Raw genomic sequence first — 24025 nt, 5'->3', positions numbered from 1 at the left:
CCCGATGGTGGAATCCGGGCCGGCGCAGGTGGCACGAGCACAGCACAATGCGGCATTGGACGCGCTGGATGCCGGGCGACTGGATGACGCCCGTCGGCTGGCAGCAGTCGCGGTCGACGCCGCAACTGTGGCGTTCGGCCCGGATTCCCCTGATCTGGCCAATCTTCTATTGACATGCGTTGACGCGGCGGAACTCGCAGGAGACTTCACCGAAGCCCAAGCTCTAGCCGAACGGGCCTGCAAGGTGGCGTCACCCCTGGCCGCTACAGACGACACCGAGCTGATGGCGTTGTGGGTGGACATCGAGATCTCGCTAGCTCGAATCTCCTCTACCCAAGGCGATTTCGAACAGGCCGAGGCCCGACTGGCCCATGCACTGGTCGTCGCCGGCCGGGTGTTGGCACCCGACGAAAGCAGCGTGCTGTCGATCCACGACATGCGCGGTGTCACCGCGAAGCACACCGGCCGCTTCGATGATGCCGCGGCCCACTATGCGCGCCTACGCGCTGTGCTGGACGTCGAGCCTGTCGCAGATGAGCAGGGGCTGGCCGTGCTGCTGCATAACCTCGGTGGGCTCGCGCATTCGCGAGGGCAGTTCGCCGAGGGTCTCGCCTACGCACATCGCGGCCTTAAACTGCGCATCGGCGTGGTCGGCGAACATCACCCCGACGTGGCCCGTGACCTGAATGCGATCGGAGCGCTGCTCCACGATGCCGGCGACCCACAAGCCGCCGAAGCGGTGTATCGGCGGGCATTGCACATCTTCGAAAACACCTTGGGCATAGACCATTACGAAGTCGGAATGGTCTGCGCCAACCTCGCGGTGACCATCGCCGCAGCCCGTGATGCTGCCGCGGCCCGCCACTGCTACGAACGGGGCCTGCGAATCCTGCAGTCCGCACTCAGCGGGACGCACCCTGACGTAGCGCTCGTACAGCACAACCTGGCGGCGCTGATGGCAGGCCTGGGCGACTTCGACGCGGCAGACATGCTGCTAGCCCAAGCTGAGATGGCGATGACCGCCAGCCTGGCGGCCGAGCATCCACGGCTGGTCGACCTTCGTGCAATGAAGACAGAACTCCGGTTGCATAGGAGTTCGCGGTGACCAGGGTGCCGTGGACACCGCCCCCGCTCTGGCTCTGTCGCAGCACGATGCCTCCCACGGTGGCGTGGCCGGCGCTAAGCCTCGTCCGCGGTCGGATGCGCGTAATCCCAAGACACTGTTCGCACAGGAGTCATGCGGATGTAGGCGGCGCCCGGTCTGGGTTCGGTGGGCCAGTCGGCCTCGGGCACGCCCCGCGCCCGAGCACCTTCCCTCGAGAGCTCAAGTGCTTCGCTTGATTCGCGAACGATACGGGCGCGACCTTGGAGCAGCACTCCCCGGATATCGGCCATGGTAGAGCCGTCTTCGAGCAAGACACTCACATGCGAGTTGCTTTCGACGTTGGCAACTTTGCGAGTCCCATCTCGCACACCCATGATGATGTCGCGGCCGAGGCGAAAGTATCCAAGGGGTACCGAGTGCGGAAATCCATCCTTGTCGATGGTGCTCAGGACCGCCCAGCCCGGGCGGCTATCCAGGTACGCCTCAACTTCTTCATCAGTGAGTTTTCTTGGCATGACAAGAGTTTAGGCGCCGCGCGGAATCCTCAACTCGACGTGTCGCACGTGCGGGTCACAGCGCCTCCGCGTCGACCTCGAAGAGCGACACGGGCCCGATGATCACCCCGTTCTCCTCGACGTAGCGGTCCCACAACTCCAGCAAGTCGGCCAGTTTGTCGGGTCGCGAGGCGGCCTGATCGTCAACCTCGCCGGGATCGCGTGAGAGGTCATAGAGCTGCCAGGTGCCCGGGCCGTAGGGCGCGGGCAGGTGAAGCGCCTTCCAATCGCCCTGGCGAATAGCGCGGCGGCCGAACAACTCCCACCCGGTGCCGGTGTCGGTATCGTGCACCATGTCCGTCTGTCCGGACAGGTAGGGCACCATCGATCGGCCGCGCATCGGCTCGACCTCCCTACCCCGGTACGCGGTACCGGGATGCTCGGCGCCGGCGAGCTCCAGCACGGTCGGGGCGATGTCCATGGCGGTCGTGAATGCCGTGCCGATCGCCCCCTGCCGGGTAAAGCCCGGCCAGGTGACGAAGCCCACGACCCGGATACCGCCCTCGCTGGTGAAGGCTTTGTGCAGCCGCGACGGCGCGGTGGCGGCCTGCGCCCAGCGCGGGCCGTACCAGGTGTAGGAGGTGGGACCGCCGAGGTTATCCAGGCTGTTGTCACAGTGTTTCGCGACGAATGCGGCGATCCCGGCGCCGCGCAGCGGCATAGCTTCGACGATCGTTCCCTCCGCGCCGTTGTCCGACAGAAAGATCACGACCGTGTTGTCGAGCTCGCCGGTGCTGTCGAGGTAGTCGACCACCCGGCCGATGTTCCAGTCCATCCTGTCCACCATGGCGGCGTAGACCTCCATGGTGCGGGCGGACACGGCGCGTTCCTCGTCGGTCATCTCCGCCCATTCGGGGGCGCCGTCGGCCACCACCGGGTGCGGCTCGATGTCGGGTGGGCACAGGCCCAGTCGTGTGAGCGCAGCCAGCCGCTCCTCGCGCAGTGCGTCCGGTCCGGCGTCGTAGCGGCCGTGGTATTCGGCGATGGTTTCCCGCGGGGCCTGCAGCGGCCAGTGGGGCGCCTGGAAGGGCAGGTAGGCGAAGAAGGGCTGGTCGTCCGGGCCCTCGGGACGTTCGCGCAGGTACTGCAGCAGCTTGTCGGTATAGGTATCCGACGAGTAGAAGTCCTCCCCTACCGTGACGAACTGATCGTCTTCGGTGAATATCGTCGGCACGGCCGAGAACCCGCCGCCCTCACGGGTGCCGTAATGGCTGGCTCCGGCCGGCAACAGGGCGAAGGAGCGGTCGAATCCCCGTGCCCACGGAGATCTGTCGATGGTGTCGCCTAGATGCCACTTGCCTGCCATGAGGGTCTGGTAGCCGGCGTCGCGCAGCAGTTCCGGCAGCGCCACGACCCGGTCGTTCAGATACCCCTCGTAGCCGGGGGCGCCCCGGAAATCCGGGGCGGCCATCTCGAGCATGGTGCCGATTCCGGCGACATGGGGATCGGTTCCGGTCAGCAACATCGCCCGCGTCGGCGAGCAGGCCGGGGCCGAATGGAAATCGGTCCGCCTGATACCCGCGTGGGCCAGGCGGTCCAGGTTGGGGGTGTTGATTTCGCCGCCGAAGGCGCCGATGTCGGAGAAGCCGAGGTCGTCGGCCACGATGACCAGGAAGTTGGGGCGTGTCACGCTGAAGCATCCTGTCACGGCCCACCATTAGACCGGCGTTGATCTCCTTTTAACCAGTGGCAGCACCTACACGCGTGCTGCCCCGCGACTGCCGCGGTATGTCGTGGGTTCTCGCGTTTGGCTGCACTCCTGGAGAGGGGCGAACGGGGCCTTTGCGGGTTGTCTCACAGCATCTGCGCCGGCATCGCTCCCACGAACCGCTTCGATTCCTACAGCCGGGATCGGAATGATCTGGGGCTTAATGTTTCCACCGAGGTGCGTGAGGTCATGCAGTGTGAAGTACAACGTTTTCAATCGAATTGGGCGCGGGCAGCTGATCCAGATGCTCGAAGAGATCAACGAGCTCGCGTGGCGGATCCTCCAGTGTGTCGATGCCCTGGGTCGGCGCCTGTTCGAGGAGTGCGCGGCCCTGTTCATAGCCGAGGCGCTCGAACGCCTCGACCGCGCCGATCATGAGTTCTCCGGCGATCACCAATCGACTACTTGCTCAACGGATTCCAGCCGTCGCTGGTCATGGACCGCTGGTTCGCCCCCACCTCCAACTGGCGACCGGGGGCCAGGCCCAACAGGAACACCTCTTTGCGACCGTAATGGGGTACATCGGATATCGGCTGCGTCACAATTCGCTTGCGCTCAGGCTCAAGTTTGAGTGGTTCGTCGTGTTAGTTCGAAAGTGCCTACTACACAGCTCATTTCAAGATTCCGCTCAGCTTCCTCTGCGAGCATCTGCAGTGCCTGCGCGCCATCGACGATCATTCCGGCACCAACCGGATCGCCGGTCACAACGATTGCTGCGGTCCGCCGGGGAAAAGGGCATGGGCCCTACGTGTCTGCCTCTTCTTTGGTGCAACGCTCGTAAAATGTAAGCGCGCCAGCACAAGCTGCCGGCATCCGTCCCGCAAGACGCTCTTCGAGCGAAAGTTGCTGTTTACCTAGTTGACGCTGAGTTGCGGCGTCGATCTGATCTACATCTAAACCAAAGAACTCGTGCATCACAGGCTGGGCGGCAAGAATTCGTGATATCCCTACCAATTGGTGCGGGCTGCCTAGTACCTCAACGCTGGCTTCTGCTTCGACATCATCCGCTGCGAGAAACTCACGCACCCGCGCAAAGGTTGCACTGTTAGGCAATACTCCTATCGGCAGGAGGAAGATGCACACACCTCCGACAAGCATGCCCGGAAGCAACGCCAGACGCTCGAGTAAGTACCGCGTAAAACCTTCAACGACCGCTTCCTTCCGTAGGCTTAATACGGATTCATGCGTGCTGAATTCTAATCGCCCGCCGAGATGCTCGAAATCTAGCGGAGTTCCCTCAAGTACCGCCGACGACTGAGCCAATTCCAATTCGTAGTCATCGCCTAGATACTGCTTTGCGTACGCACCGATACCATCCGTCGCAGAGTTCCTGGCCTTCGTTCGGGCGTTGTCGTCCCCGATCCATTCGGCCCCGAGCCAGCGCTGACTGAGCTGTCGTAATTCTAGCGACGAATGGAGAATCACGAGGCGTATCGACTCTTCACCATTCCTCTGCCTGTCGCGCCAGTGTCGAACTTCGTGCTCCACCCCCGATGACAATCTGGCACGGTCGGCAAAAGGGCGATGTACCAGTAATGCGTCGGAGTTCGCAACGATTAGATGATCTCGATAAGGAATTTCATTAAAGATAAATCCCTCAAGAAAGCGGGTCAGTTCGCCTGTAAATACCTCCGTCGCGATTGGGCTATCTTCGGCCAAGATCGCAGTACGGTGCTCGACGTCATCGTCGAATAGTGCCTGTCCGCTGCCCGTAGCAATCAGGCCGACTCCATTTTGCATCAAGGGCCACCGAGGGCCCAGGTACGGCGAGCGATCGACAAGAGACTTCGCGTCTCGCCGCAGGGGATAGAAGCGCAACTCGTCAATTGCAGTCGGCATGATGCCTACAAGTTGCCCGTCCTCGCCAACAAGAGCAGGAATTTCGTTGCACTCGCGTACGCCGTCGGCCCAAAGATCACCATCATTGGCGCCGCTAAGAAGCTTTTGGTTTACGTCACGTCGATAGGCACTAATCGGGTGCGATACATACACGGTTCTCGGCCGGTTTCCGCCATTATCAGGAGCTTGCACCAGAGAACGAAGCACCTCGTAGGGGTGCTTTACGCCGAGTACGGTGAAACGTGCACCGAGAGCATGCGCTAAGGATTCTGCTGACAGCGCCTCCTGGTGCCGCCAGTTCAAGAGCAAAGTCAAGGTCTGTATGCATGTTTCCAACTCGGTCTGCTTGTCTAAGGATAGATTTTCGGCATTAGACCGCGCCGGCGCCGCTGGTAGGGCCTTTAGCGAGAACGATCTCCAGCGAAGTGTTCCTGACTCGGCATTAAGCGCGCCCGATGAAACATTGAGACGTTCGTACATGTCGAATACATCATCGATCAACTGAATGACCTCGGTGACTTCAAGGCCGTGCTCGCCCAGTACCGAAGCGATCAACGCAGCAGTTGAATAGAATTCGCTACGGTCGCTTCGATAAAGCGTCAGATGACAGACAAGCACGGTAATATGCTCGGGAACGATCGCGGTGACCGATGCCTCGAGGGCGCTCTTCCAGAGCGATAGTACCTTTGCTCGAGGAAAGGCCCTGGTCAAAGCAGCCATATCGGAACGGTTTGACCCACTCTTTCGGGTATTGACCGCTCGTCGATCTTGGTCATTTAGATTGGCTAGCATTTCCGACTCTATATCGATCACAGTGCAATTGTCGTCGGTCGATATGCGCGCGCCTGTCTCTGAAAGGAGACTACCCGGCGTACCCACTAGCAGCACTATAGGCATATTGTATTTTGCAGACCTGAGCTCTGGGGAGTCCGAAATCGCCCGGCGGTTACGCTCTTACTGACCGCGTATGCTCTGAGACATACGAGTTGACTCCATCTTCGATTTCCACATCCCCCACGAACGTATTTCCATCGAGATCAAGCGTTGGTTCGCCTGCCCCCGCCAGTTCCACTGAGTACGAAACCACGCCGACTGCACTCAGGCGCTGGCGCAACTTCTCGATCAATGGAGATTCCTGCTTCTCAGGAACCGAGAAACTTGCGATAGTCATGTTGCCCTTTCGATTGACGGTTTCGTCTCAAGTCGTGCCTTGAGTCGCTAGCTACTCGTTGTTCCGTAATTCAGTTCGTGTACCCGAAAGCAAGGTTGTCAGACCCCTCTGACAAGTAACGCAGCAAGTTGTCGGGCAGCCTCCGAAGCACATCCCGCGCAGGCCAACGGTTGGGGTCCGACGCCATCCGAAGAGTGTTGCTCACAAGACGCGGTCCCGCAGGCCGTCGGCACGATTCGTTGACGCGCCACCCGATCCGATTTGGTACAGCAACTGGTCATTCACGCCAGATCGACCCCTCCAAGCAGCTAAACTCAGAAACATTGTTTCTAGGTTTACACCGTAGGCCAAAGGTTAAGTAGATGTCAGGAACGACACAACGCGAGTCCCGCCGCGGGCCAAAGCCCAAGCTGGACCCTGGTACTCCTTCGGGGTACCGAGTGACGGATCGCGTACGGTTCGAGTTGGGCATGGCTTCGCTTTTCACCGGAACGAAGTCGTTACAAGACACCGTCGATCTTGCCGTCCGCGTGTTCTTGGACGGGCTTCATGCGAGGCCAGGCTTTTCACAGGCATTGCTCGACGCTGAGAAGAACCGGCAGCTTCGGCAGGGCATACCAGCGATCCATGGTCCCGAGGACAGCGAACTTTGACCATCGCGGTGGGGGCTTCGCCTTGTCTCGAGTTCGCTACGGGAGCTACCAGGTCCCGCGGCTAGCGGAATCATCGGGTGTCGAAATCTCTTCACCACGCGTGCCGCCCTGGCCCTGACCCTGGCCACGTTGACAGCACTCAGATTTCGGCGCGGGACGGGACTACCCGCACCGACAGTATGCAGAAATCGGGGTTAAGCCCCTGGTCAGACACTGCACAGGGAACATCACGAGACGTAATCGAAGTGACGACGACCTCGCAGTACTCACCTGAATACGTGCCCGCCTCGGGATCATATTCACGAAGTATCAACCGGTCACCCACACGGTAGTCACGGTCATTGCGCCGCAACTCGTGCGCGCGCTCCCCCGACACGATTGGCCGAAAGAACTCTGACCAGCTCTTCAGTTCATGTGTGCGGGCAGTCATGCTCGCTCGACCGGGATGAAATCAGAGAAGTCAAAGTTAAGGTGTGTGAGCCGGTCGGTACGAGGGACGCCTATCGTCGCCAATTCGAGGCCTTGCCAGGTTGACGGATCGATACTGTGCGCTGAGTCGTCAACCGGGTCTGATGGCCGCCAAAACTCTGTGTTCGCGATCCTTCCCGAGGTTGTTTGCGCGACTGTGGGCAGCGCTGCTAGGAAGCTGCTGCACATACGAATCACCTGGCCCAGTATCTCGTCGTCAACGAAAACGTTCTCGTCGTAACTATCAAGATAGACAACCCCCACGACATTCCCCGCGGGCCCGAACCGGGGGTGCGCACGCCCTAGTAGCGGTATCGCAGCAATAGACGCAACGCGGCTCGACATGGTCTGCGAAGCCTCGTCTAAGCTCATCGCCTTCATATCCGCCCTGAGCGCTGCCTTCGTCGCATCCTTCTTTGAGCGCACCACGCGGTCAAGCACAAACGCTGCGCCGATGGTGCCGTTGTGGACCGGAAACGTTCGGCCGGCCCGTCGACTCTCGGGCGAGACCACTAAACCTGGGTAGTCGCAGCACTGCTGGAGAACTACCTCGTCGCCGAAATACAGCGTGCGGTGCAGGGTTACCCGAAGTCGCGCCGATGATTCAGTCGTGCTGGCCACAAGCCCGTTGACTGCAGAGCAGAAGGCGGTTGCAATCGCTTCCGTCGGGCTTGGCAAATACTCTTTGCGCCAATGACCTTTAACAACGTTCGTTGTGCGTCGACGCCCACCGGGTTTGAACTCTGTCAGGCCTGGCATATCAAAGTAACCGCCCGGCCACACCGGGATATCCTCTTGATGGAAGTTGGCCGGATCGTCGAAGCAACGATCAACCAGGGCGTGAAGCGAGTCAGCTAATACGTCCTTGATTCCGGCCTTCTTCTCGGTGCCGTGGCGGATAATTATCCGGTGGTCGGGCACCGCGTGTTCTTTAGCAAGCCGACTCAAGTCCGCATCCTTCGGTGCTATGACCGGGGTGAATGCTCCACATCTGTACAGCAGGTAGGCGAGCAGCCTGTTCTGAAACGAAACGCGTTTATCCACAAATAGATTCGCGAAGCTTGGGTTTCTTACCCGCAAGAGCACTACAGTGTCCTGCCGAAGGCGCTCTCGAAGCCGTTCTTGAACCTGGGTGGTAGCTGCGGTCAACGAACCGTCCGACCACACTGCACGCAGTTCGTCAAAACCAGCACCATCGGGCGCTGCGTCCTGGATCCGGCGGAGGCGGCTTAGAAGCGCGTCTTGCTGGGAAAAGAGTTCCGCAAGAATTCGATCTTGACGAAAGTGCGAGATGCGGAGTCTGAACATGTCGATCATCGCTCCATCGCCGGAGCCCGACACGATGTAGGTACTTCGAGCTTGACCCAAATGCGGCTGGGCCAGAGTTTCGTTGCGCCAGTAGACAATACGAGCACCCGATTCCAGTCCAAATCCAACCGCAAGAACCACTATGTCGAACGGTTCGGAAGCGCCGAGCGCAAAAGGCCTTCCTGTAGCAGGAATCGACGGATCGGCGCTATCTCGCTGTTCACCAATCCACTCCACAGTCATCGCAAACGCGTCGGCGTCGTTGGACACCTGAATATGGCGGGTGTTGCAAAAGACGGTGACTGTCGGCGCTGGTGAAGTTGTGCCTTCAGGGGCTGGCTGCTCACTTCCTGCAATATCCGCCCACTCCTTTAAGACCTGAACTACTACATCTGACGCTCTGCTGGCTGTCCAGTTAAGTACAGGCAACGCAGCGCTATAGGCCTCGCTGCCCCGGCTCGGCCAGTCGTAGATGTGCGGGTGCAGCCACCTCGAGTCGCTGCCGTGCTGCAGTGGAAGTACTGTGTCGCGACGCTCGAAGATCATGATGTCTGCATTGACCCGCTTTTTAAGGAGTCCGGCAACAAAGGAGAGCCCGGCAAAGCCTGCACCGATCACCGCGACGCGTTTGCGCGAAAGGTCCTCGGCTTCCGAGGAACTGGACGCTCGGTCAACTGGCAACGCTCCAGACTCCACAAGCGCCCATGCCAAGTTGAGTGCCCTCGCCTGCTGGCTTAGAACTGTTATCCCTTTATCGAAGGTTCCGATTAGGAATGCAGACGTCCCCGGCAACTGGAACCGGGCCACGTGTTGGTCTGCGGTCTCGGATATCTCGGACTCTGCCACACCCGCCAACCCTAGTGTTCGTGATGCCGGGTTTCCGAGTGCTACGCACAGTTCGCCATATCGCCGATGCTGGCGGCGGCAAAGCCGAGGAGTTCGGTTGGGCTCGATTCTGCGGGACGGGACGCAGTCGGGTCCTATCCGTGGTGGTGGAGAGGCGGTTTCCTGCCGGTACTGAGAGCCGGCCAACGCCGTCTGTCGGTTGTGCGGCTCCAAGCAATCTGGTCGCCGGAGCTGTCCAACACTAGTCAGTGGCGGCGTTACTCCTTAGTCTCCTGATCGACGCGGCGGATGCCGTCCTAGGCACGCAGCCACCCGGGTTTGGGGGCTGTCGGCGTGGGCTTTTGAGTGAGCTCTGCTCGGCCGTCTGCGGTGGTTGACTGTGCGGCTCGATTGGAGATGGGCGGGAGGCATTTGATGCGGTCGCTGCGAACGTAATATTGGGACCTGTATGCCGTGTATGTCGTTTCGACAGCGGCGAACGTCCGGCACGTTAGGGCAATGACGCCACCACGAAACCTGCGATCGTCGAGACCGACGGTGAGGGAGGCATCCTCTTGCGAGGTCGTCGAACAGGCGTTTCCTGTTGCGAGAACTAGGACGGCAGCACCCTTCTTCACCCGGCAACGGTGGTCGCCTAGATCCAGTACGAACTTGACACCACGCCAGGCATTGCAGCGAACTCCTCTCTGCTGCAACGTCATCACCCACTGTTGGACGACCCGCCTCTATCACAGATGATGCACACACCTATAAAGCCCAACTATGTCTGCCAGCGCCACCAGCAGAGTTCTTCAGCGCAATGGCGGCTTCCCCGCAAGTCCTGTTGCTTCACGAACAACGAATGCCAGGGGTACCCGGTGACTTGTTGAAAAGCCCTTCGGGCTCTGGGTGCGTGCGTTCGCGGGTCACTTGTCCAGAGTTGCAGGAGCACAGTTTGTTTCGCTTGGTTCGGGCGGGAAGCCCCAGGAGAAGTGTGCGAGTGTTGGGCGTGACGTTGCACGTGTTAGTGACGTCGGCAGCAACCCACCACAGGGCGCGCAAGAAGAGAACAATCATAGTAAGGCTGAGCCGGATTGCTTCGATGATGTAGAACGTGATCTCGGAGTTCGAGTGCCCCGGCGCAAACCTGATCCCATGGATCGGCCCGATATCGACGTATTGCGTACGCCACAGGGTGGCGTGGGATTCGATGTTGGGATCCTTAGAGCTGTCGGCAACCGCTCGATTGGCCCCCCCGGTGGTGAATACCTGACACGAGCATGCGACCTTCAGCAGGCCGGTCGGAGACATACCGCGGATAAGCCCGCGTGGCGGCGCCCCGATAGTGGGGCAGCCAGTGTTCCAGCGAGTTCGTGGACATCGCAGCCAAATCGCAGTTACCTTGCCATATTGGTAAACCGCGAAAGATGCAGCTGGTGCGCGACCGTGACCGTACGCGTCGGTCCTGCACGATGTTTCGCGACAATCAGGTCAGCTTCACCACCGCGCGGGTCATCAGTCTCGAAGGCATCGGGCCGATGTAGCAAAATCACCATGTCGGCATCTTGCTCAATGCTACCGCTCTCACGTAGATCAGCTAACATCGGTTTCTTGTCAGTACGCTGTTCAGGTCCGCGGTTCAGCTGGCTCATCGCCACCACCGGGACTTCCAGTTCCTTCGCCAAAAGCTTGATCTGCCTTGAGAATTCGGAGACTTCCTGCTGGCGCGACTCGACCTTCTTGCCCGACGTCATCAGCTGTAGGTAGTCGAGCACGATCAGTCGCAAACCCGCCTTCTGGTGCAGCCGGCGGGCCTTCGCGCGGATCTCCATCATCGTCAGGTTCGGTGAATCATCGATATACAAAGGCGCTTCACTGATTTCGCTCATCCGGCGCGCCAGGCGCGTCCAGTCGTCGTCCGTCATCCGGCCCGACCGCATATCGGCCAGCTTGATCTTGGCCTCCGCCGACAGCAGCCGCATCACGATTTCGGACTTGCTCATTTCCAGTGAGAACACGATGCTCGGCAGCCGGTTCTTGATCGAGCACGACCGCAGGAAGTCCAGTCCCAACGTCGAGTTGTGGGTCGGGACCATCGCCCTCCCCGCGAGGTACATGTGGTCGCCGTTGTCGACCTCGACGCACCGAACCGGAACGCTGGCGATCGGCCGAACGTCGGTGATGAAGCGCGATGACACGAGTGCTGTGCCGCCGGCTCGTCGTTCCTTGTGCAGCAGCGCTTTCCGTGGCAATTGGAAGACGACGTCGTCTGTGCAGAAGCTCAGTGTGGAACTGTCTTCACGCCGGCAACCGTAACCAAGGCCGACGATGAGCTCGAAGACATCATCGGCGAGCTGCTGGTTCGTCGTCGAAAACCTGACGGCCCCATCGTTGCCCACCGATCCGGCTGTGTCCAAGAGTCCAGCGAGCAACGCCCGTCGCTGGGCTTCGGACGCACGGCGGTGCCCAGCGGGAATGCGCGTGGCCTTGAGAGCCGCACCCTCGATCCCCTCGGCTTCGACACGCATGACAATCTCGGGATCCGTGCTGGTCGCGTCTCCCAGCCCCGCACCAAGGGTGTACGACGGCACGGGCAGCTCGCAATCCGCGGCCTGTAGCGGGTTGGTGTTGGTCACCAAGTGGTTCAGACGCAGCGTCTCGGCGATCTCGCGCGTCGTCCGGACGGCCGACTTCCGCGACGCCCGGGTGTCCGTCAGCCACTGGTGCTCGGCATCCGCGATCAGCACTGTGCCGTCGGAGAATTCGACCTCGTAGCAGGGCCGGCCGACCATGATGTCGGTTGCCGCCACCACCCGCGTGGGCCGTCCGTCGGCATCGATCAGGTAATCCCCGACCTTGACCTCGCCCATCGTGGTCCAGCCCGTCGGCGTCGGCAGGGGCGTGTCCAGCGCGAGGGCCTTGCCCATACCGGGCCTGGCCGCCACCACGATCATCTGACCGGGATGCAGCCCGTTGGTCAGCTCGTCGAGTTCGGTGAAGCCCGTCGGCACACCCTTGGAAATTCCGCCGTTGGAGGCGATGGCGTCGATCTCGTCCATCGTCGGCTGCAGCAGGTCTTCCAGTGGGAGGAAGTCCTCGGCGGTCCGTCGCTCGGTGACGTCGTAAATCTCGGCCTGCGCACGGTCCACGATCTCGTTGACATCGGCGCCCTCGGCACCGGCGTAGCCGTACTGCACCACCCGCGTGCCGGCCTCCACCAGCCTCCGCAACAACGCCTTCTCGGCCACGATGCCCGCGTAGTACCCGGCGTTGGCCGCGGTCGGCACCGTCGAGATCAGGGTGTGCACATAAGGCGCACCGCCAACACGGCGCAGCAGACCACGGCGATCCAGCTCGGCGGCCACAGTGACCGCGTCCGCGGGCTCACCGCGCCCGTAGAGGTCCAGAATCGCGTCATAGACGTTCTGATGGGCGGGGCGGTAGAAGTCGCCGGGGCGAAGCCGCTCCAGCACGTCGGCGATCGCGTCTTTGGACAGCAGCATGCCGCCCAACACCGACTGCTCGGCAGCGAGATCCTGAGGGGGCTGGCGACCGAAATCCTCGGACGGAGGAGGACTGCCCATTCCGGACTGTCCGAGATCGTCAACGACCGCCATCGGGTTATCCCCACCTCCGTCTAAAGCCGGTCGAACGTCAGTTCGATGCACAATCGGAGGTCTACCCCACACCCCCGACAAGTACTCGTCGCGGCGGTGATGACCGGCACCGCCGACGGCTCACGCTAGACGTTGCTGGAGCCCTCGCAAACCAAGCCTGTTGATGAACCTGTTAGTGGCTTGTGGATAGCTCGGGAAACTAGTGTTGAGTCGTTGGGGAGAACCTGTGGACTACTAACCAATTTTGTGCCATCTGCCCAGATGAGAGCAGGGTAGTCCCTGGTACATGCTGTGGATGGCAAGTTCCCCGGCGTGTCGGCCTCGGTTGCGATCTCGGGCGTGTTGTGTTGCCGGAGGTTATGCACAAGGTTAACGGCCGGTTAGATTTGCTGGGAATCCCCGCCAAAATGTGTTCGCCAGAAATGCAGCAATTCCCCGAGAGCGACCGCGAAGGGCCGCCACTCGGGGAATTGACGCGTATGGCTAACTTTGTGCGACGACGTCGACGGTCAGGTCGACGTTCACCTCAGGGTGGAGATGCACCGCAACGGTGTGGGTGCCAGTCGCCTTGATATGAGCCTTGGGCAGCTGCACGGTGCGCTTGTCCAAGTTGGGACCGCCGGCCTTCTTGATCGCCGTGACGATGTCGTTGGCGGTCACCGAACCGAAGAGCTTGCCCGAGTCCCCTGCGCCGGCCTTCACCGGTAGCTGGATCGGGCCCAGGGCTGCGATGGCAGCCTTGATCTCGTCGGCGTGCGCACGGTCGCGCACGGTCTTGGTCTCGCGGGCCCGGCGGATCTCGTCGGCCTGCTTCTGCGCACCGCGGGAGGCCGCGATGGCCAGGCCGCGCGGCAGCAGGTAGTTGCGGCCGTACCCGTCTTTTACTTCAACGGTGTCACCGGCAGTGCCGAGGTGTTCGACCTCAGCGGTCAGGATCAGCTTCATCTCGATACTTCCGTTCTCTACCGTGCCGCCGACGTGAACGGAAGCAGAGCAACCTCACGTGCGTTCTTGACGGCGATCGCGATGTCGCGCTGGTGCTGCACGCAGTTACCAGTCACCCGGCGGGCGCGGATCTTGCCGCGCTCGCTGATGTAGGTGCGCAGCAACTGGGTGTCCTTGTAGTCGATGTCCTGCCCCTTCTTGGAGCAGAAAATGCACTTGCGGGTCTTGACCGGCTTTTCCGGTGCCGGACGCCGCTTATTGGTTTTGGCCATGGGTCAATCTCTTTCGTTCTTCAGATGGCGCGCTTGTGGCGCGCAAAGGTTTTTAGATCAGAAAGGCGGTTCGTCGTCGCCACCGGCGAACGAGCCCGACGCCGGGGCGCTGCCCCACGGATCGTCTGCGGGCGCATCGCTGGCCGCTGCCGCCGGACGGGAACCCCCGCCACCGCCGCCGCCACCACTGCCGCCGCCGAAGCCGCCGCCTCCGCCACCACTGCGCGAGGCCTTGTTGACCTTGGCGGTGGCGTACTTCAGCGACGGGCCGATCTCGTCGACCTCGACCTCGTAGACGGTGCGCTTCTCACCCTCACGGGTTTCGAAGGACCGCTGCTTGAGCCGACCGGTCACGATGACCCGCGAACCCCGGGTGAGGCTTTCGGCCACGTTCTCGGCCGCCTCACGCCAGATGTTGCAGCGCAAGAACAGCGCTTCGCCGTCCTTCCACTCCGAGCTTTGGCGGTCAAAGATCCGCGGTGTAGACGCCACCGTGAAATTGGCGACAGCTGCACCGGACGGGGTGAACCGAAGTTCGGGGTCGGCGGTCAGATTTCCGACGACGGTAATGGTCGTGTCACCGGCCACAAGGTCCTCCTGGCATAGGCGGATGAATTCACCGCGAGCCTACGTAACAGCTCCGACGCGCGGCGAGGTATCCACTCAGTGACTAGTGCTTATCGGTCCGCATCACCTTGGTCCGCAGCACCGACTCGTTCAGGTTGAGCTGACGGTCGAGCTCGGACACGGTGGCCGGTTCGGCCTTCACATCGACGACGGCATAAATGCCCTCGGCGTGCTTGGCGATCTCGTACGCCAGGCGGCGCCGACCCCAGATGTCGACCTTGTCGACCGAGCCGCCGTCAGTGCGGACAACGTTCAGGAACGTATCCAGAGACGGAGCTACGGTGCGCTCGTCGAGAGTGGGGTCAAGGATGACCATGATTTCGTATGGACGCATGGAACCTCATCACCTCCTATGGTCGTTAACGGCCGCGGTCGATCCGCGGCAGGAGAGTCGCCTGCGTCGGCAACTGGGCCAGGTTACAGGCATAGGCCCTGATCTGCGAAATCAGCTCCGCTGGCCGTAGTACTCCAACGCCAGCTGCACCGTCGCATCCGAGGCTTTGCCCAACGCGCCGGCGTCAAACGGCGGCTGCGGGTCGTACTCGATCATCAGCTGGCTGGCCTTGGCGGCCTCCGGACCGACCAGCAGCTCGACCAGCCGCAACCCCATGTCGATACCGCTCGAGACGCCCGCTGCAGTAATGAGGCGCTGCGGCAGGTGCTCGACGACGCGGTCCGGGGTGTAGATGGCACCGAACGACTCGAGCAGCTCGGTGGCGCGCCAATGCGTGGCCGCCGTCAGTCCGGTCAGCAGGCCCGCGGCGGCGAGCATCAGGCTGCCGGTACACACCGACGTGGTGAACACGGTGTGCCGGTGCACCTCACGAATCCAGTCGAGGACGCCGGTGTCCTCGACCAGGGTGCGGGTGCCGATCCCGCCGGGGAACACCAGCACGTCGGGTCGGCTGACCTCGTCGAAGGTGGCGTCACAGGTCAGCCCGAGCATGCCGTTGTCGCTGCGGACCTCACCGCGCTGCTGCCCGACGAAGACGACATCGATCGACGGGATCCGCTGCAGCACCTCGTAGGGGCCGATCGCGTCCAGTGCGGTATTACGCGGGAACAGCGCTATCGCGACTTGCATCCGGTGCCTCTTGCTGTTCGAGCGGAACGGCGGCCGTTGCCCGTGGGCGCAGCCAGCGTGGGAACCCTTGCGGGAGTGCGTCTTCCGCACGGTCGAACACTCCCCCGGCCGGATCGTCGACCCGGCCGTTCCAGCGCACCAGATCCAGGTCCGGCCGGTAGATCTGGCGTACCACCAACACCATCAGCCCGACCACCGCGAGGTCGCGCAACAACACGGTCGCGGTGAACCACTGCTCGGGCAGGCCCTTGTTGCCCTCGCCGTACAGGTAGTACATCCGCGGCACCCAGACCAGCATGTCAACGGTCATCCACGCCAACAGGATTCGCCGGTGCGGCAGCGCCAGCACCGCCAGCGGCACCAGCCACAGCGAGAACTGCGGACTCCACACCTTGTTGACCAACAGGAACGCTGCCACGGTCAGGAACGCCAGCTGCGCCACCCGCGGCCGCTGCGGCGCGGTCAGCCCGATGTAGGCGATTGCCGCACAACACAACAGGAACACCACCGCGATGACGGCGTTGAGGATCACCGGCGGCTGCCAGAACCCGAGATTCGCATCGAAGCCGTCCCAACCGGTGAACGACTTCACCACGTTGTACAGCGAGTCCATGTCGTCACCGCGCCGAGAGTTGAGCCGAAAGAACTCCGACCAGCCGCGCGGAAACAGCACCATCACCGGCAGATTGACCACGAACCAGGCACCGACCGCGGCCACCACCGTCTTCGCGGCCTCGGGCACCCGGTCGCTGCGGATCGCCAGCACCACCAGCGGCAGCAACAGCAGCACCGGATATAACTTGGCGGCCACCCCGAGCCCGATCAAGACGCCGGCCAGCACCGGCCGCCGCCGTGCCCACGCCAGCAGACCGCCGATCGCTAAAGCCGTTGCCAGCGCGTCGAAGTTGGTGAACACCTGGAACACCAGCACCGGCGATGCGGCCACCAGCGCGGCGTCCCAGACGCGTCGGCCCGCCAACCACGACGACGCCCACACCGTCGCCAACCATGCCAGCGCCAGACCGAACGCCGCGAAGTTGAAGAACATCACCACTTCGGCGATCACCGGCAGCGACGCCATCTTGGCGACCGCGGTGTAGGTCTTGGCCAACGCCATCGACACGTACTGGTACACCCCGGTCAGCACCGGATACTCCATGTAGCGGACCGCGGGCTTGCCGTCGTACCGGGTCTGCGGCCGGCCGCTGGAATCCGTCTCGATCCAGCTCGACTTGTACGGAAAACGCCCCTGGCTCAACAACTCCGCGCCGTAGAGCGGCACGGTGTCGGAATAGCAGAGCTCGAAGTAGGCCCGTTGGTTCTGCCAGTTCGCCACTCGCTGATCGGGCGGCCCCGTACCGACGGTCTGCAAACACGGCGCCTTGGTGGACCAACCCAGTGCCAGCACCACCAGCGCCATCATGAACATCACCCGCAGCGGGGTGAACACCCGAGTCCGGCCGATCAGTGCGTGCCGGCCCACCGGGCCGCCCACCACCTCCGAGAGCGCGGCGCCCAAAGTATCGGTGCGGCTTGGCTTGTCACGGTCGTTGACACTGCGCAGGTCGGCGGCCAGCGGTTGTGGTGACACCGTGGCTCGGCCCGCACCCACTAACACACCGCCGGCCGGCGCATCGGCCGGCCGGTCGGCCAAAGAGTCCTGCGGTTGGTCCTCACCAACACCGCCGTCGATCACGGCGGCGGAGGCGGGAGCGGAGCGTTTGGGTCACCCGGCACGGCCGGCGGCGGCGCATCCGGAGCCCCCGGCACGCCGGGCGGCGCGGGCGGGCCGGCGGGCACGGTGATGGTCGTCGGCGGGCCGAGCGGAATCGTGATGCCCGGTGCGACTTCGATACTGGGCTGGATCACCTGTATCGACGGCGGCGGAGGCGGCGGCGGGGGTGCGGCCGGGACACCGGCATAGCCGCCGATCTCGGTCGGCTTGGGGAACGTCTCGTTGTCGGTGCCCTTCAGCGCGCCATCCATCGTCGACTTCCAGATGTCGGACGGTATGCCGGAGCCGTACACCTGGCCACCGCCCTTGGTGACCAAGGGCTGGGTGCCGTCGGTGGTGCCCACCCACACCGCCGTCGCCAGCGATGGCGTGTAGCCGACCATCCAGGCGTCGCGGTTGGCGTCGGTGTCGCCGAGCTGATTGGTTCCGGTCTTGGCCGCAGACGCCCGCCCACCGGCCAGGTTGTGCCCGTTGGACCAGCCCGCGATCGGCTGCATGGCCGCAGTCACGTTGTCGGCGACCGCTTTCGGGATGCGCTGCTCACCGCTGTTGTCCGAGGTGCCGGCGTCGAAAAGCACCTCGCCGCGGGAGTTGACGACCTTCTGTACGAAGTGCGGCTTGTGGTAGACGCCGGAGGCGGCCAGGGTCGCGTACGCCGATGCCATGTCGAGCACCCGGGTCTGGTACTGCCCCAGCACGACACCGTTGTTGGGCGGTCCGCCCTTGCCGTCCTCGGACAGCGTGTGATCCACGCCAGGGAAGCTCTCGGCAATGCCTGCGCTGTGCGCGGCGTCGGCGACGTCACTCGGACCGTTCTTGAGCTTGAGCATCAACCGGTAATAGGACGTGTTCAGCGATCGCTTGAGCGCCTCGGCGATGTTGCAGACACCACAGCCTTCACCTTCGACGTTGGTGATCGTGATGCCGTTGAGGTTCACCGGCGAGCTGTCCACCTGGTAGCCCAGCCCGATGCCTTGTTCGAGCGCGGCCACCAACGCGAACACCTTGAACGACGAGCCCGTCGGCAACCCGGCCTGGGCGAAGTCGAAGCCCTGGGCGTCCGAGCCACCGTAATAGGCCTTCACTCCACCGGTTTTCGGATCGACAGACGCGACCGCCGAGCGCATATCCGGCATCTGGCCGTCAAGATATTTCGTCACCGCGTTCTCGGCGGCCTGCTGCGCCTGCGGGTCGATCGTCGTGGTGATCTGCAGGCCCTGGGTGTTCAGGGTCTGCTCATCGATGTTGAACAGATCGAGCAGTTCCTTGCTGACCTGACGTTCGATGAGGCCATTAGGTCCGGTGGTGACATTGGCCGCGCGGGCCTGCTCCGGCGGCACCGTCGGCGGGAAGACCTGTTGAGCGCGTTCCTCTTTGGACAGCGCACCCATGGACACCATGCCGTCGAGCACCCAGTTCCAGCGCCTGGCCGCGCCGTCGGGATCGATCGCCGGGTCCAGCGTCGACGGCCGCTGGATCAGTGCCGCCAGCAGTGCGCCCTCGGCGACCGTCAGCTGTTCCACCGGCTTGTCGAAGTACGCCTTCGCGGCGGCCGAGATGCCGTAGGCGCCGCGGCCGAAATAGATGATGTTCAGGTACGCCTGCAGCACTTGGTCTTTGGACCACTCGCCCGACATCTTCGTGGAGATGACGAGTTCCTTGGCCTTACGCACCACGCCGCCGATACCCGACCGGGCGTCGCCGACGAGCGCGTTCTTCACGTACTGCTGGGTGATCGTCGAGCCGCCCTGCAGGTCACCGCCGAAGAGGTTGTTCTTGATCGCCCGGGCGAAGCCCGAGAACGAAAAGCCCGGGTTGGTATAGAAGTCGCGGTCTTCGGCGGCCATCACCGCGTTACGCATCGAAACCGGTATCTGGTCGATGCTGACGTCGACCCGGTTGCCCTCGGGGGGAACGATTTTCGCCAGCTCTGAGCCGTCGCTCGCCAGGATCGTCGACACCTGATTGGTCCGCAGGTCACCTGGCTGGGGCACCTTGACGATCATGTAGGCCATGCCGAAGGTGATCAGCGGCAGCACGACCACCAGCACGACCGCGATGTACATCGAGCGGCGCACCCACTTCCAGTTGACCTGCTGGGAGAAGCTCGGCGGCTTCGGCGGTGGCGGGCCGCCCGGTCCCCCGGTCCTCGGCGGTGGAGGTGGCGGCGGGAACTTCGGCGGGGGCGTGCCGTCCATGGCCGCCTTGACGACGTCGATCGGGTCGCGCAGCGGCACCGTGTCGTCGCGGATCGGCTCCATGATCGATGTCAGCCGGTCGTCAGGCGGCACCTGCCGGCGAGGCGCGGTGCGGGCCGGACCGGGTGAATCGCTGGCGCCGGCTACCGGGAACTTGTTGGTCGGCGCCTCGTGTTTACCGGACGCATCATCGGACCCTGATCCCATTCGGTTGTCAGTGCCAGGCCCGTCGCGACGCCCTTCGCTATTCACTGGCCGTACGCGCGCCGGAGCGCGCCGTCTGGGTGCTCCGGCGTCCCCGCGTCCCGTTGGTAGGACGTGGCGCTCCGAGCACATAGGACTTGACCAAGTGATTCCATTCGCAGGTGCGGCATACCTCCACCACGTGTACCGAAAACTCGTCGAACCGGGTCGCCAGCAATACCAGCTCCTCGGCGGTGCGCGCCGACCCGCTTACCGCGCCCAGGTGATCACCGAAAACCCAGGACACCAGCGTGAGCGGCTCCTTGCGGCAGATCGGGCACATCACCGAGCTGGGCTTGCCGTGAAACTTGGCGGCGCGCAACAGATAGGGATTGGCGTCGCAGACCTCGGTCACACCGGTGCGGCCGGAGTAGACCTCGGCCAGCAGGGAGCGTCGCCGAAGGGCGTAATCCACCACCTGTCGCTGCAATCGCACGTTGACCAGAGTACGTCGGGGATCTGGGCACCGGCGTGCAACCGGGTCGCGAGTGGCCCGGAATTCGCGCCTGGTCTGCGCTCTTGCCTGCCGAACTCTTACGATCAACGCCGTGGCGACTTCCCAGACGGCCAGCACGCGAGCGAAGGACGCTGACCGCAACGACACCTGCCAGATCCTGGACACCGCGCTGTCCGAAGGCCAGCTGTCGATGAGCGAGCACCAGCAGCGGGTCAAGGCGGCCACCACCGCCGCCACCCTCGGTGATCTGAAGTCGCTGGTCGGCGATCTTCAGACCGGCAATTCGCCGGTGCAGCTGCCCACGCTCAACAAACCGCGGCTGGCCCGAGTCGGGGGTACCGGCGGCGGTTGGGGCATCCGCGCCGCGGTCGCCGCAGTGCTGGTCCTGCTGGGCGTGGGGATCGGTTGGGGGCTGTACGGCAACACCCCGTCGCCGCTGAACTTCACCTCCGACCCCGGCGCCAAGGCCGACGGTGTGGCGCCCGTCGTGCTGACGCCGCCACGCCAGCTGCAGTCGCTCGGCGGCCTGACCGGACTGCTCGAGCAGATGAAGAAGAAGTTCGGCGACACCAACGGCTACCGGCTGGTCATCTACTCGGACTACGCCTCCCTGGACCGGCCCGATCCCACCGATGACCGCCGCACGCTCAACTACTTCTATCGCGGCGGCTGGGACGACCCCAGCACAGGCTCGAAGGGCAACGGCGCCGTCGTGGTGGATCTGGCCAAGTTCGACGCCAAGGTGGTGGTCGGCGTGCTGCGCGGAGCGCCTGAGACGCTGAACATCAAGCCCTCCGACGTGAAGAACACCTATCTGATCGTCGAGCCGAGCGGCGACTCAACCGCTCCCGGCACGGTCTCCATCTCGATCTACGTCTCGAGCGACTTCGGCAGCGGCTACATCGAGCTCAACGCCGACGGTTCGATCAAGCGGATCAACTACCCCTAGTCACCTCGCGTGACCCTGGCATGACGCTCGGCGCTGAACCGCATCCAAGTAGCGCCGAATATATCGCTCCGATACTATCGCCAGAGGTGTCGAAGCGTCGTAACGGCCTAGCAAAGGAGGTGACCCGATGTTGGAGCTTGCCATCTTGGGTCTTCTCCTCGAGTCCCCCATGCACGGCTACGAACTGCGCAAGCGACTGACGGGCTTGTTGGGGGCGTTCCGCGCTTTTTCCTATGGCTCGCTGTACCCGGCGTTGCGCCGGATGCAGACCGACGGGTTGATCGTCGAGGACACCGCACCCGCGGGAGCGACGGTGTTGCGCCGCGCCCGCCGGGTGTACCAGCTGACCGATACCGGACGCCAGCGGTTCGCCGAGCTGGTGGCCGACACCGGTCCGCAGAACTACACCGACGACGGCTTCGGTGTGCACCTGGCGTTCTTCAATCGCACACCGGCCGAGGCACGGATGCGGATCCTTGAAGGCCGCCGGCGCCAGGTGGAAGAACGCCGCGAAGGTCTGCGGGAGGCCATCGCCCGAGCGAGCAATTCGCTCGACCGCTATACCCGACAACTGCATCAGCTGGGTCTGGAGTCCAGCGAGCGGGAAGTCGTGTGGCTCAACGAGCTGATCGCCGCTGAGCGGGTGGCCCAGAGCCATCCAGACCAGGCCTGAACGCGGCCACCGAAGTACCTGAACAGCAGCCAGCAGAAGTACGAGTTAGGAGAACGTCCCATGACGGAGCACAACGGAGCATCGACAGATGTACGGGTCGCCATCATCGGCGTCGGTAACTGCGCATCCTCACTGGTCCAGGGCGTGGAGTACTACAAGGACGCCGACCCGAATGCCACCGTCCCCGGCCTGATGCACGTGAAGCTCGGTCCGTACCACGTGCGCGATGTGAAGTTCGTCGCCGCGTTCGACGTGGACGCCAAGAAGGTCGGCTTCGACCTGTCGGAGGCGATCTACGCGTCGGAGAACAACACCATCAAGATCGCTGACGTGCCGCCGACCGACGTCGTCGTGCAGCGCGGCCCGACCCTGGACGGCATCGGCAAGTACTACGCCGAGACCATCGAACTCTCCGACGACCAGCCCGTCGACGTCGTCAAGATTCTCAAGGACAACAAGGTCGACGTGTTGGTGTCCTACCTGCCGGTGGGCTCCGACGAGGCCGACAAGTTCTACGCACAGTGCGCCATCGACGCCAAGGTCGCGTTCGTCAACGCGCTGCCGGTGTTCATCGCCTCTGATCCGGTCTGGGCCAAGAAGTTCGAGGACGCAGGTGTCCCGATCGTCGGCGACGACATCAAGAGCCAGGTCGGCGCGACCATCACCCACCGTGTGATGGCCAAGCTCTTCGAAGACCGCGGCGTCACGCTGGACCGCACCTATCAGCTGAACGTCGGCGGCAACATGGACTTCAAGAACATGCTCGAGCGCGAGCGCCTGGAGTCCAAGAAGGTCTCCAAGACCCAGGCCGTCACGTCCAACCTGACCGGCTCGCTGGCCAACAAGATCGAAGACAAGAACGTCCACATCGGACCGTCGGACCACGTCGCCTGGCTCGACGACCGCAAGTGGGCCTACGTGCGGCTCGAGGGCCGCGCCTTTGGCGATGTGCCGCTGAACCTGGAATACAAGCTCGAGGTGTGGGACTCGCCGAACTCGGCCGGCATCATCATCGACGCGGTGCGTGCGGCCAAGATCGCCAAGGACCGCGGTATCGGCGGCCCGATCATCCCGGCTTCGGCCTACCTGATGAAGAGCCCGCCCAAGCAGCTGCCCGACGACATTGCGCGGACGCAGCTCGAAGAGTTCATCGCCGGCGAGTAATCGTCAGGATTCACCCGAAGTCCAGGGAAATCCCTGATTCGGTGGGCCCGTCTGCGGCATTAACGTCGTGGACGTGGATGTCTGCGCCCCGCCGCCCCTGCGTTTTTTGGCGGAGTGGTACGCAAGCGAGTTGACGACTGCCACGCCGGAGGACGTCGCCGCGCGGCTTGACGCGGCAACGGCGACAGCCAGCGCCGAAGGATCTGCGGTGCAGCTACTGGTCACGGTTTCGGTGCCGGCGGATGACGTGGTGTACGGCGTCTTCGCCGCCGACACCGCCGAGGCGGTGCTGGAAGCATGTCGGCGGGTCGACTGGCCACCGGACCGCATCACCGGTGATGTGCGCGAACACATCCGGGTTCCGGAGCAATTCGGCCCAGCGCTGGCCTGAAGTCCGTCCGGAACTCGAACTCGGCCACCGGTAACCCCG

General features: G+C 63.0%; 20 protein-coding genes. 5 read left to right on the top strand and 15 right to left on the bottom strand.

What is annotated here, in order from left to right; genetic code table 11:
- Positions 1–4 precede the first annotated feature (4 nt).
- Positions 5–1105, top strand: coding sequence for a tetratricopeptide repeat protein (locus SLQ31_RS00875; protein WP_319428819.1), 1101 nt, complete (start codon positions 5–7; stop codon positions 1103–1105).
- A gap of 74 nt (positions 1106–1179) precedes the next feature.
- Here the strand turns inward: SLQ31_RS00875 and SLQ31_RS00870 are convergent, their stop codons facing one another.
- The 15 genes from SLQ31_RS00870 to SLQ31_RS00805 form a co-directional block, all read right to left on the bottom strand.
- Entirely contained in the window at positions 1180–1620 is a 441-nt protein-coding gene (locus SLQ31_RS00870) for a pyridoxamine 5'-phosphate oxidase family protein (RefSeq protein WP_319428817.1), read from the bottom strand.
- Positions 1621–1675: 55 nt separating this feature from the next.
- Positions 1676–3289, bottom strand: a complete 1614-nt coding sequence (locus tag SLQ31_RS00865; protein ID WP_319428815.1) for an arylsulfatase — start codon at positions 3287–3289, stop codon at positions 1676–1678.
- A gap of 265 nt (positions 3290–3554) precedes the next feature.
- A complete protein-coding gene (locus SLQ31_RS00860) occupies positions 3555–3761 on the bottom strand; it encodes a hypothetical protein (RefSeq protein ID WP_413641490.1) in 207 nt (68 codons plus the stop codon).
- Positions 3762–4111: 350 nt separating this feature from the next.
- Positions 4112–6019: a hypothetical protein gene (locus SLQ31_RS00855; protein WP_319428814.1), complete on the bottom strand. Its 1908-nt coding sequence runs from the start codon at positions 6017–6019 to the stop codon at positions 4112–4114.
- A gap of 1150 nt (positions 6020–7169) precedes the next feature.
- Positions 7170–7460 (bottom strand): DUF3850 domain-containing protein, encoded by a 291-nt coding sequence (locus tag SLQ31_RS29445; protein ID WP_413641489.1) that lies wholly within the window; start codon positions 7458–7460, stop codon positions 7170–7172.
- Positions 7457–9652 carry a hypothetical protein gene (locus tag SLQ31_RS00850; protein ID WP_319428812.1) on the bottom strand — a complete coding sequence of 732 codons (2196 nt, stop codon included), beginning with the start codon at positions 9650–9652 and terminating at the stop codon, positions 7457–7459. The genes SLQ31_RS29445 and SLQ31_RS00850 overlap by 4 nt, the downstream gene beginning before the upstream one ends.
- A gap of 1376 nt (positions 9653–11028) precedes the next feature.
- On the bottom strand, positions 11029–13248 hold the full coding sequence (gene dnaB / locus SLQ31_RS00845; RefSeq protein ID WP_319428810.1) for a replicative DNA helicase: 2220 nt from the start codon (positions 13246–13248) through the stop codon (positions 11029–11031).
- Positions 13249–13731: 483 nt separating this feature from the next.
- The gene (rplI, locus tag SLQ31_RS00840) at positions 13732–14193 is read right to left on the bottom strand and encodes a 50S ribosomal protein L9 (RefSeq protein WP_319428808.1); all 462 of its coding nucleotides are present in this window, start codon (positions 14191–14193) and stop codon (positions 13732–13734) included.
- Positions 14194–14210: 17 nt separating this feature from the next.
- Complete coding sequence (gene rpsR, locus SLQ31_RS00835) at positions 14211–14465, bottom strand: 30S ribosomal protein S18 (protein WP_319428806.1); 255 nt, start codon at positions 14463–14465, stop codon at positions 14211–14213.
- A 57-nt stretch (positions 14466–14522) separates the two neighbouring features.
- On the bottom strand, positions 14523–15053 hold the full coding sequence (locus SLQ31_RS00830; protein ID WP_319428804.1) for a single-stranded DNA-binding protein: 531 nt from the start codon (positions 15051–15053) through the stop codon (positions 14523–14525).
- An 82-nt stretch (positions 15054–15135) separates the two neighbouring features.
- On the bottom strand, positions 15136–15426 hold the full coding sequence (gene rpsF / locus SLQ31_RS00825) for a 30S ribosomal protein S6 (RefSeq protein ID WP_005142199.1): 291 nt from the start codon (positions 15424–15426) through the stop codon (positions 15136–15138).
- 111 nt (positions 15427–15537) lie between these two features.
- A complete protein-coding gene (locus SLQ31_RS00820) occupies positions 15538–16176 on the bottom strand; it encodes a DJ-1/PfpI family protein (protein WP_319428799.1) in 639 nt (212 codons plus the stop codon).
- Positions 16145–17794: a glycosyltransferase family 87 protein gene (locus tag SLQ31_RS00815; protein ID WP_319432724.1), complete on the bottom strand. Its 1650-nt coding sequence runs from the start codon at positions 17792–17794 to the stop codon at positions 16145–16147. Before SLQ31_RS00815 ends, SLQ31_RS00820 begins: the two co-directional genes overlap by 32 nt.
- A 74-nt stretch (positions 17795–17868) precedes the next feature.
- Complete coding sequence (locus SLQ31_RS00810) at positions 17869–20172, bottom strand: transglycosylase domain-containing protein (protein WP_319432722.1); 2304 nt, start codon at positions 20170–20172, stop codon at positions 17869–17871.
- A gap of 181 nt (positions 20173–20353) precedes the next feature.
- Complete coding sequence (locus SLQ31_RS00805) at positions 20354–20788, bottom strand: DUF5318 family protein (protein WP_319428797.1); 435 nt, start codon at positions 20786–20788, stop codon at positions 20354–20356.
- A gap of 112 nt (positions 20789–20900) precedes the next feature.
- Here SLQ31_RS00805 and SLQ31_RS00800 point away from each other — a divergent pair, with 112 nt between their 5' ends.
- The 4 genes from SLQ31_RS00800 (at position 20901) to SLQ31_RS00785 (ending at position 23986) form a co-directional block, all read left to right on the top strand.
- Complete coding sequence (locus tag SLQ31_RS00800) at positions 20901–21758, top strand: DUF1707 domain-containing protein (RefSeq protein ID WP_319428795.1); 858 nt, start codon at positions 20901–20903, stop codon at positions 21756–21758.
- Positions 21759–21885: 127 nt separating this feature from the next.
- Positions 21886–22431: a PadR family transcriptional regulator gene (locus SLQ31_RS00795; RefSeq protein ID WP_319428793.1), complete on the top strand. Its 546-nt coding sequence runs from the start codon at positions 21886–21888 to the stop codon at positions 22429–22431.
- Positions 22432–22491: 60 nt separating this feature from the next.
- Complete coding sequence (locus SLQ31_RS00790; protein ID WP_319428791.1) at positions 22492–23595, top strand: inositol-3-phosphate synthase; 1104 nt, start codon at positions 22492–22494, stop codon at positions 23593–23595.
- Positions 23596–23725: 130 nt separating this feature from the next.
- Complete coding sequence (locus tag SLQ31_RS00785) at positions 23726–23986, top strand: hypothetical protein (RefSeq protein WP_319428789.1); 261 nt, start codon at positions 23726–23728, stop codon at positions 23984–23986.
- The last annotated feature ends 39 nt before the right edge of the window (positions 23987–24025 follow it).

The sequence above is a fragment of the Mycobacterium sp. RTGN5 genome (assembly GCF_033804465.1).
GTDB lineage: Bacteria > Actinomycetota > Actinomycetes > Mycobacteriales > Mycobacteriaceae > Mycobacterium.
The sequence above is the reverse complement of the archived record's forward strand: the minus strand, read 5'-3'. Positions and strand labels throughout refer to the sequence as shown.

Coding starts and splice junctions, on each gene's coding strand:
- SLQ31_RS00820 (WP_319428799.1), bottom strand. CDS start 16,176: ATGCAAGTCGCGATAGCGCTGTTCCCGCGTAATACCGCACTGGACGCG.
- rplI (WP_319428808.1), bottom strand. CDS start 14,193: ATGAAGCTGATCCTGACCGCTGAGGTCGAACACCTCGGCACTGCCGGT.
- SLQ31_RS00790 (WP_319428791.1), top strand. CDS start 22,492: ATGACGGAGCACAACGGAGCATCGACAGATGTACGGGTCGCCATCATC.
- SLQ31_RS00795 (WP_319428793.1), top strand. CDS start 21,886: ATGTTGGAGCTTGCCATCTTGGGTCTTCTCCTCGAGTCCCCCATGCAC.
- SLQ31_RS00810 (WP_319432722.1), bottom strand. CDS start 20,172: ATGGAGCCGATCCGCGACGACACGGTGCCGCTGCGCGACCCGATCGAC.
- SLQ31_RS00870 (WP_319428817.1), bottom strand. CDS start 1,620: ATGCCAAGAAAACTCACTGATGAAGAAGTTGAGGCGTACCTGGATAGC.
- dnaB (WP_319428810.1), bottom strand. CDS start 13,248: ATGGCGGTCGTTGACGATCTCGGACAGTCCGGAATGGGCAGTCCTCCT.
- SLQ31_RS00875 (WP_319428819.1), top strand. CDS start 5: ATGGTGGAATCCGGGCCGGCGCAGGTGGCACGAGCACAGCACAATGCG.
- rpsR (WP_319428806.1), bottom strand. CDS start 14,465: ATGGCCAAAACCAATAAGCGGCGTCCGGCACCGGAAAAGCCGGTCAAG.
- rpsF (WP_005142199.1), bottom strand. CDS start 15,426: ATGCGTCCATACGAAATCATGGTCATCCTTGACCCCACTCTCGACGAG.
- SLQ31_RS29445 (WP_413641489.1), bottom strand. CDS start 7,460: ATGACTGCCCGCACACATGAACTGAAGAGCTGGTCAGAGTTCTTTCGG.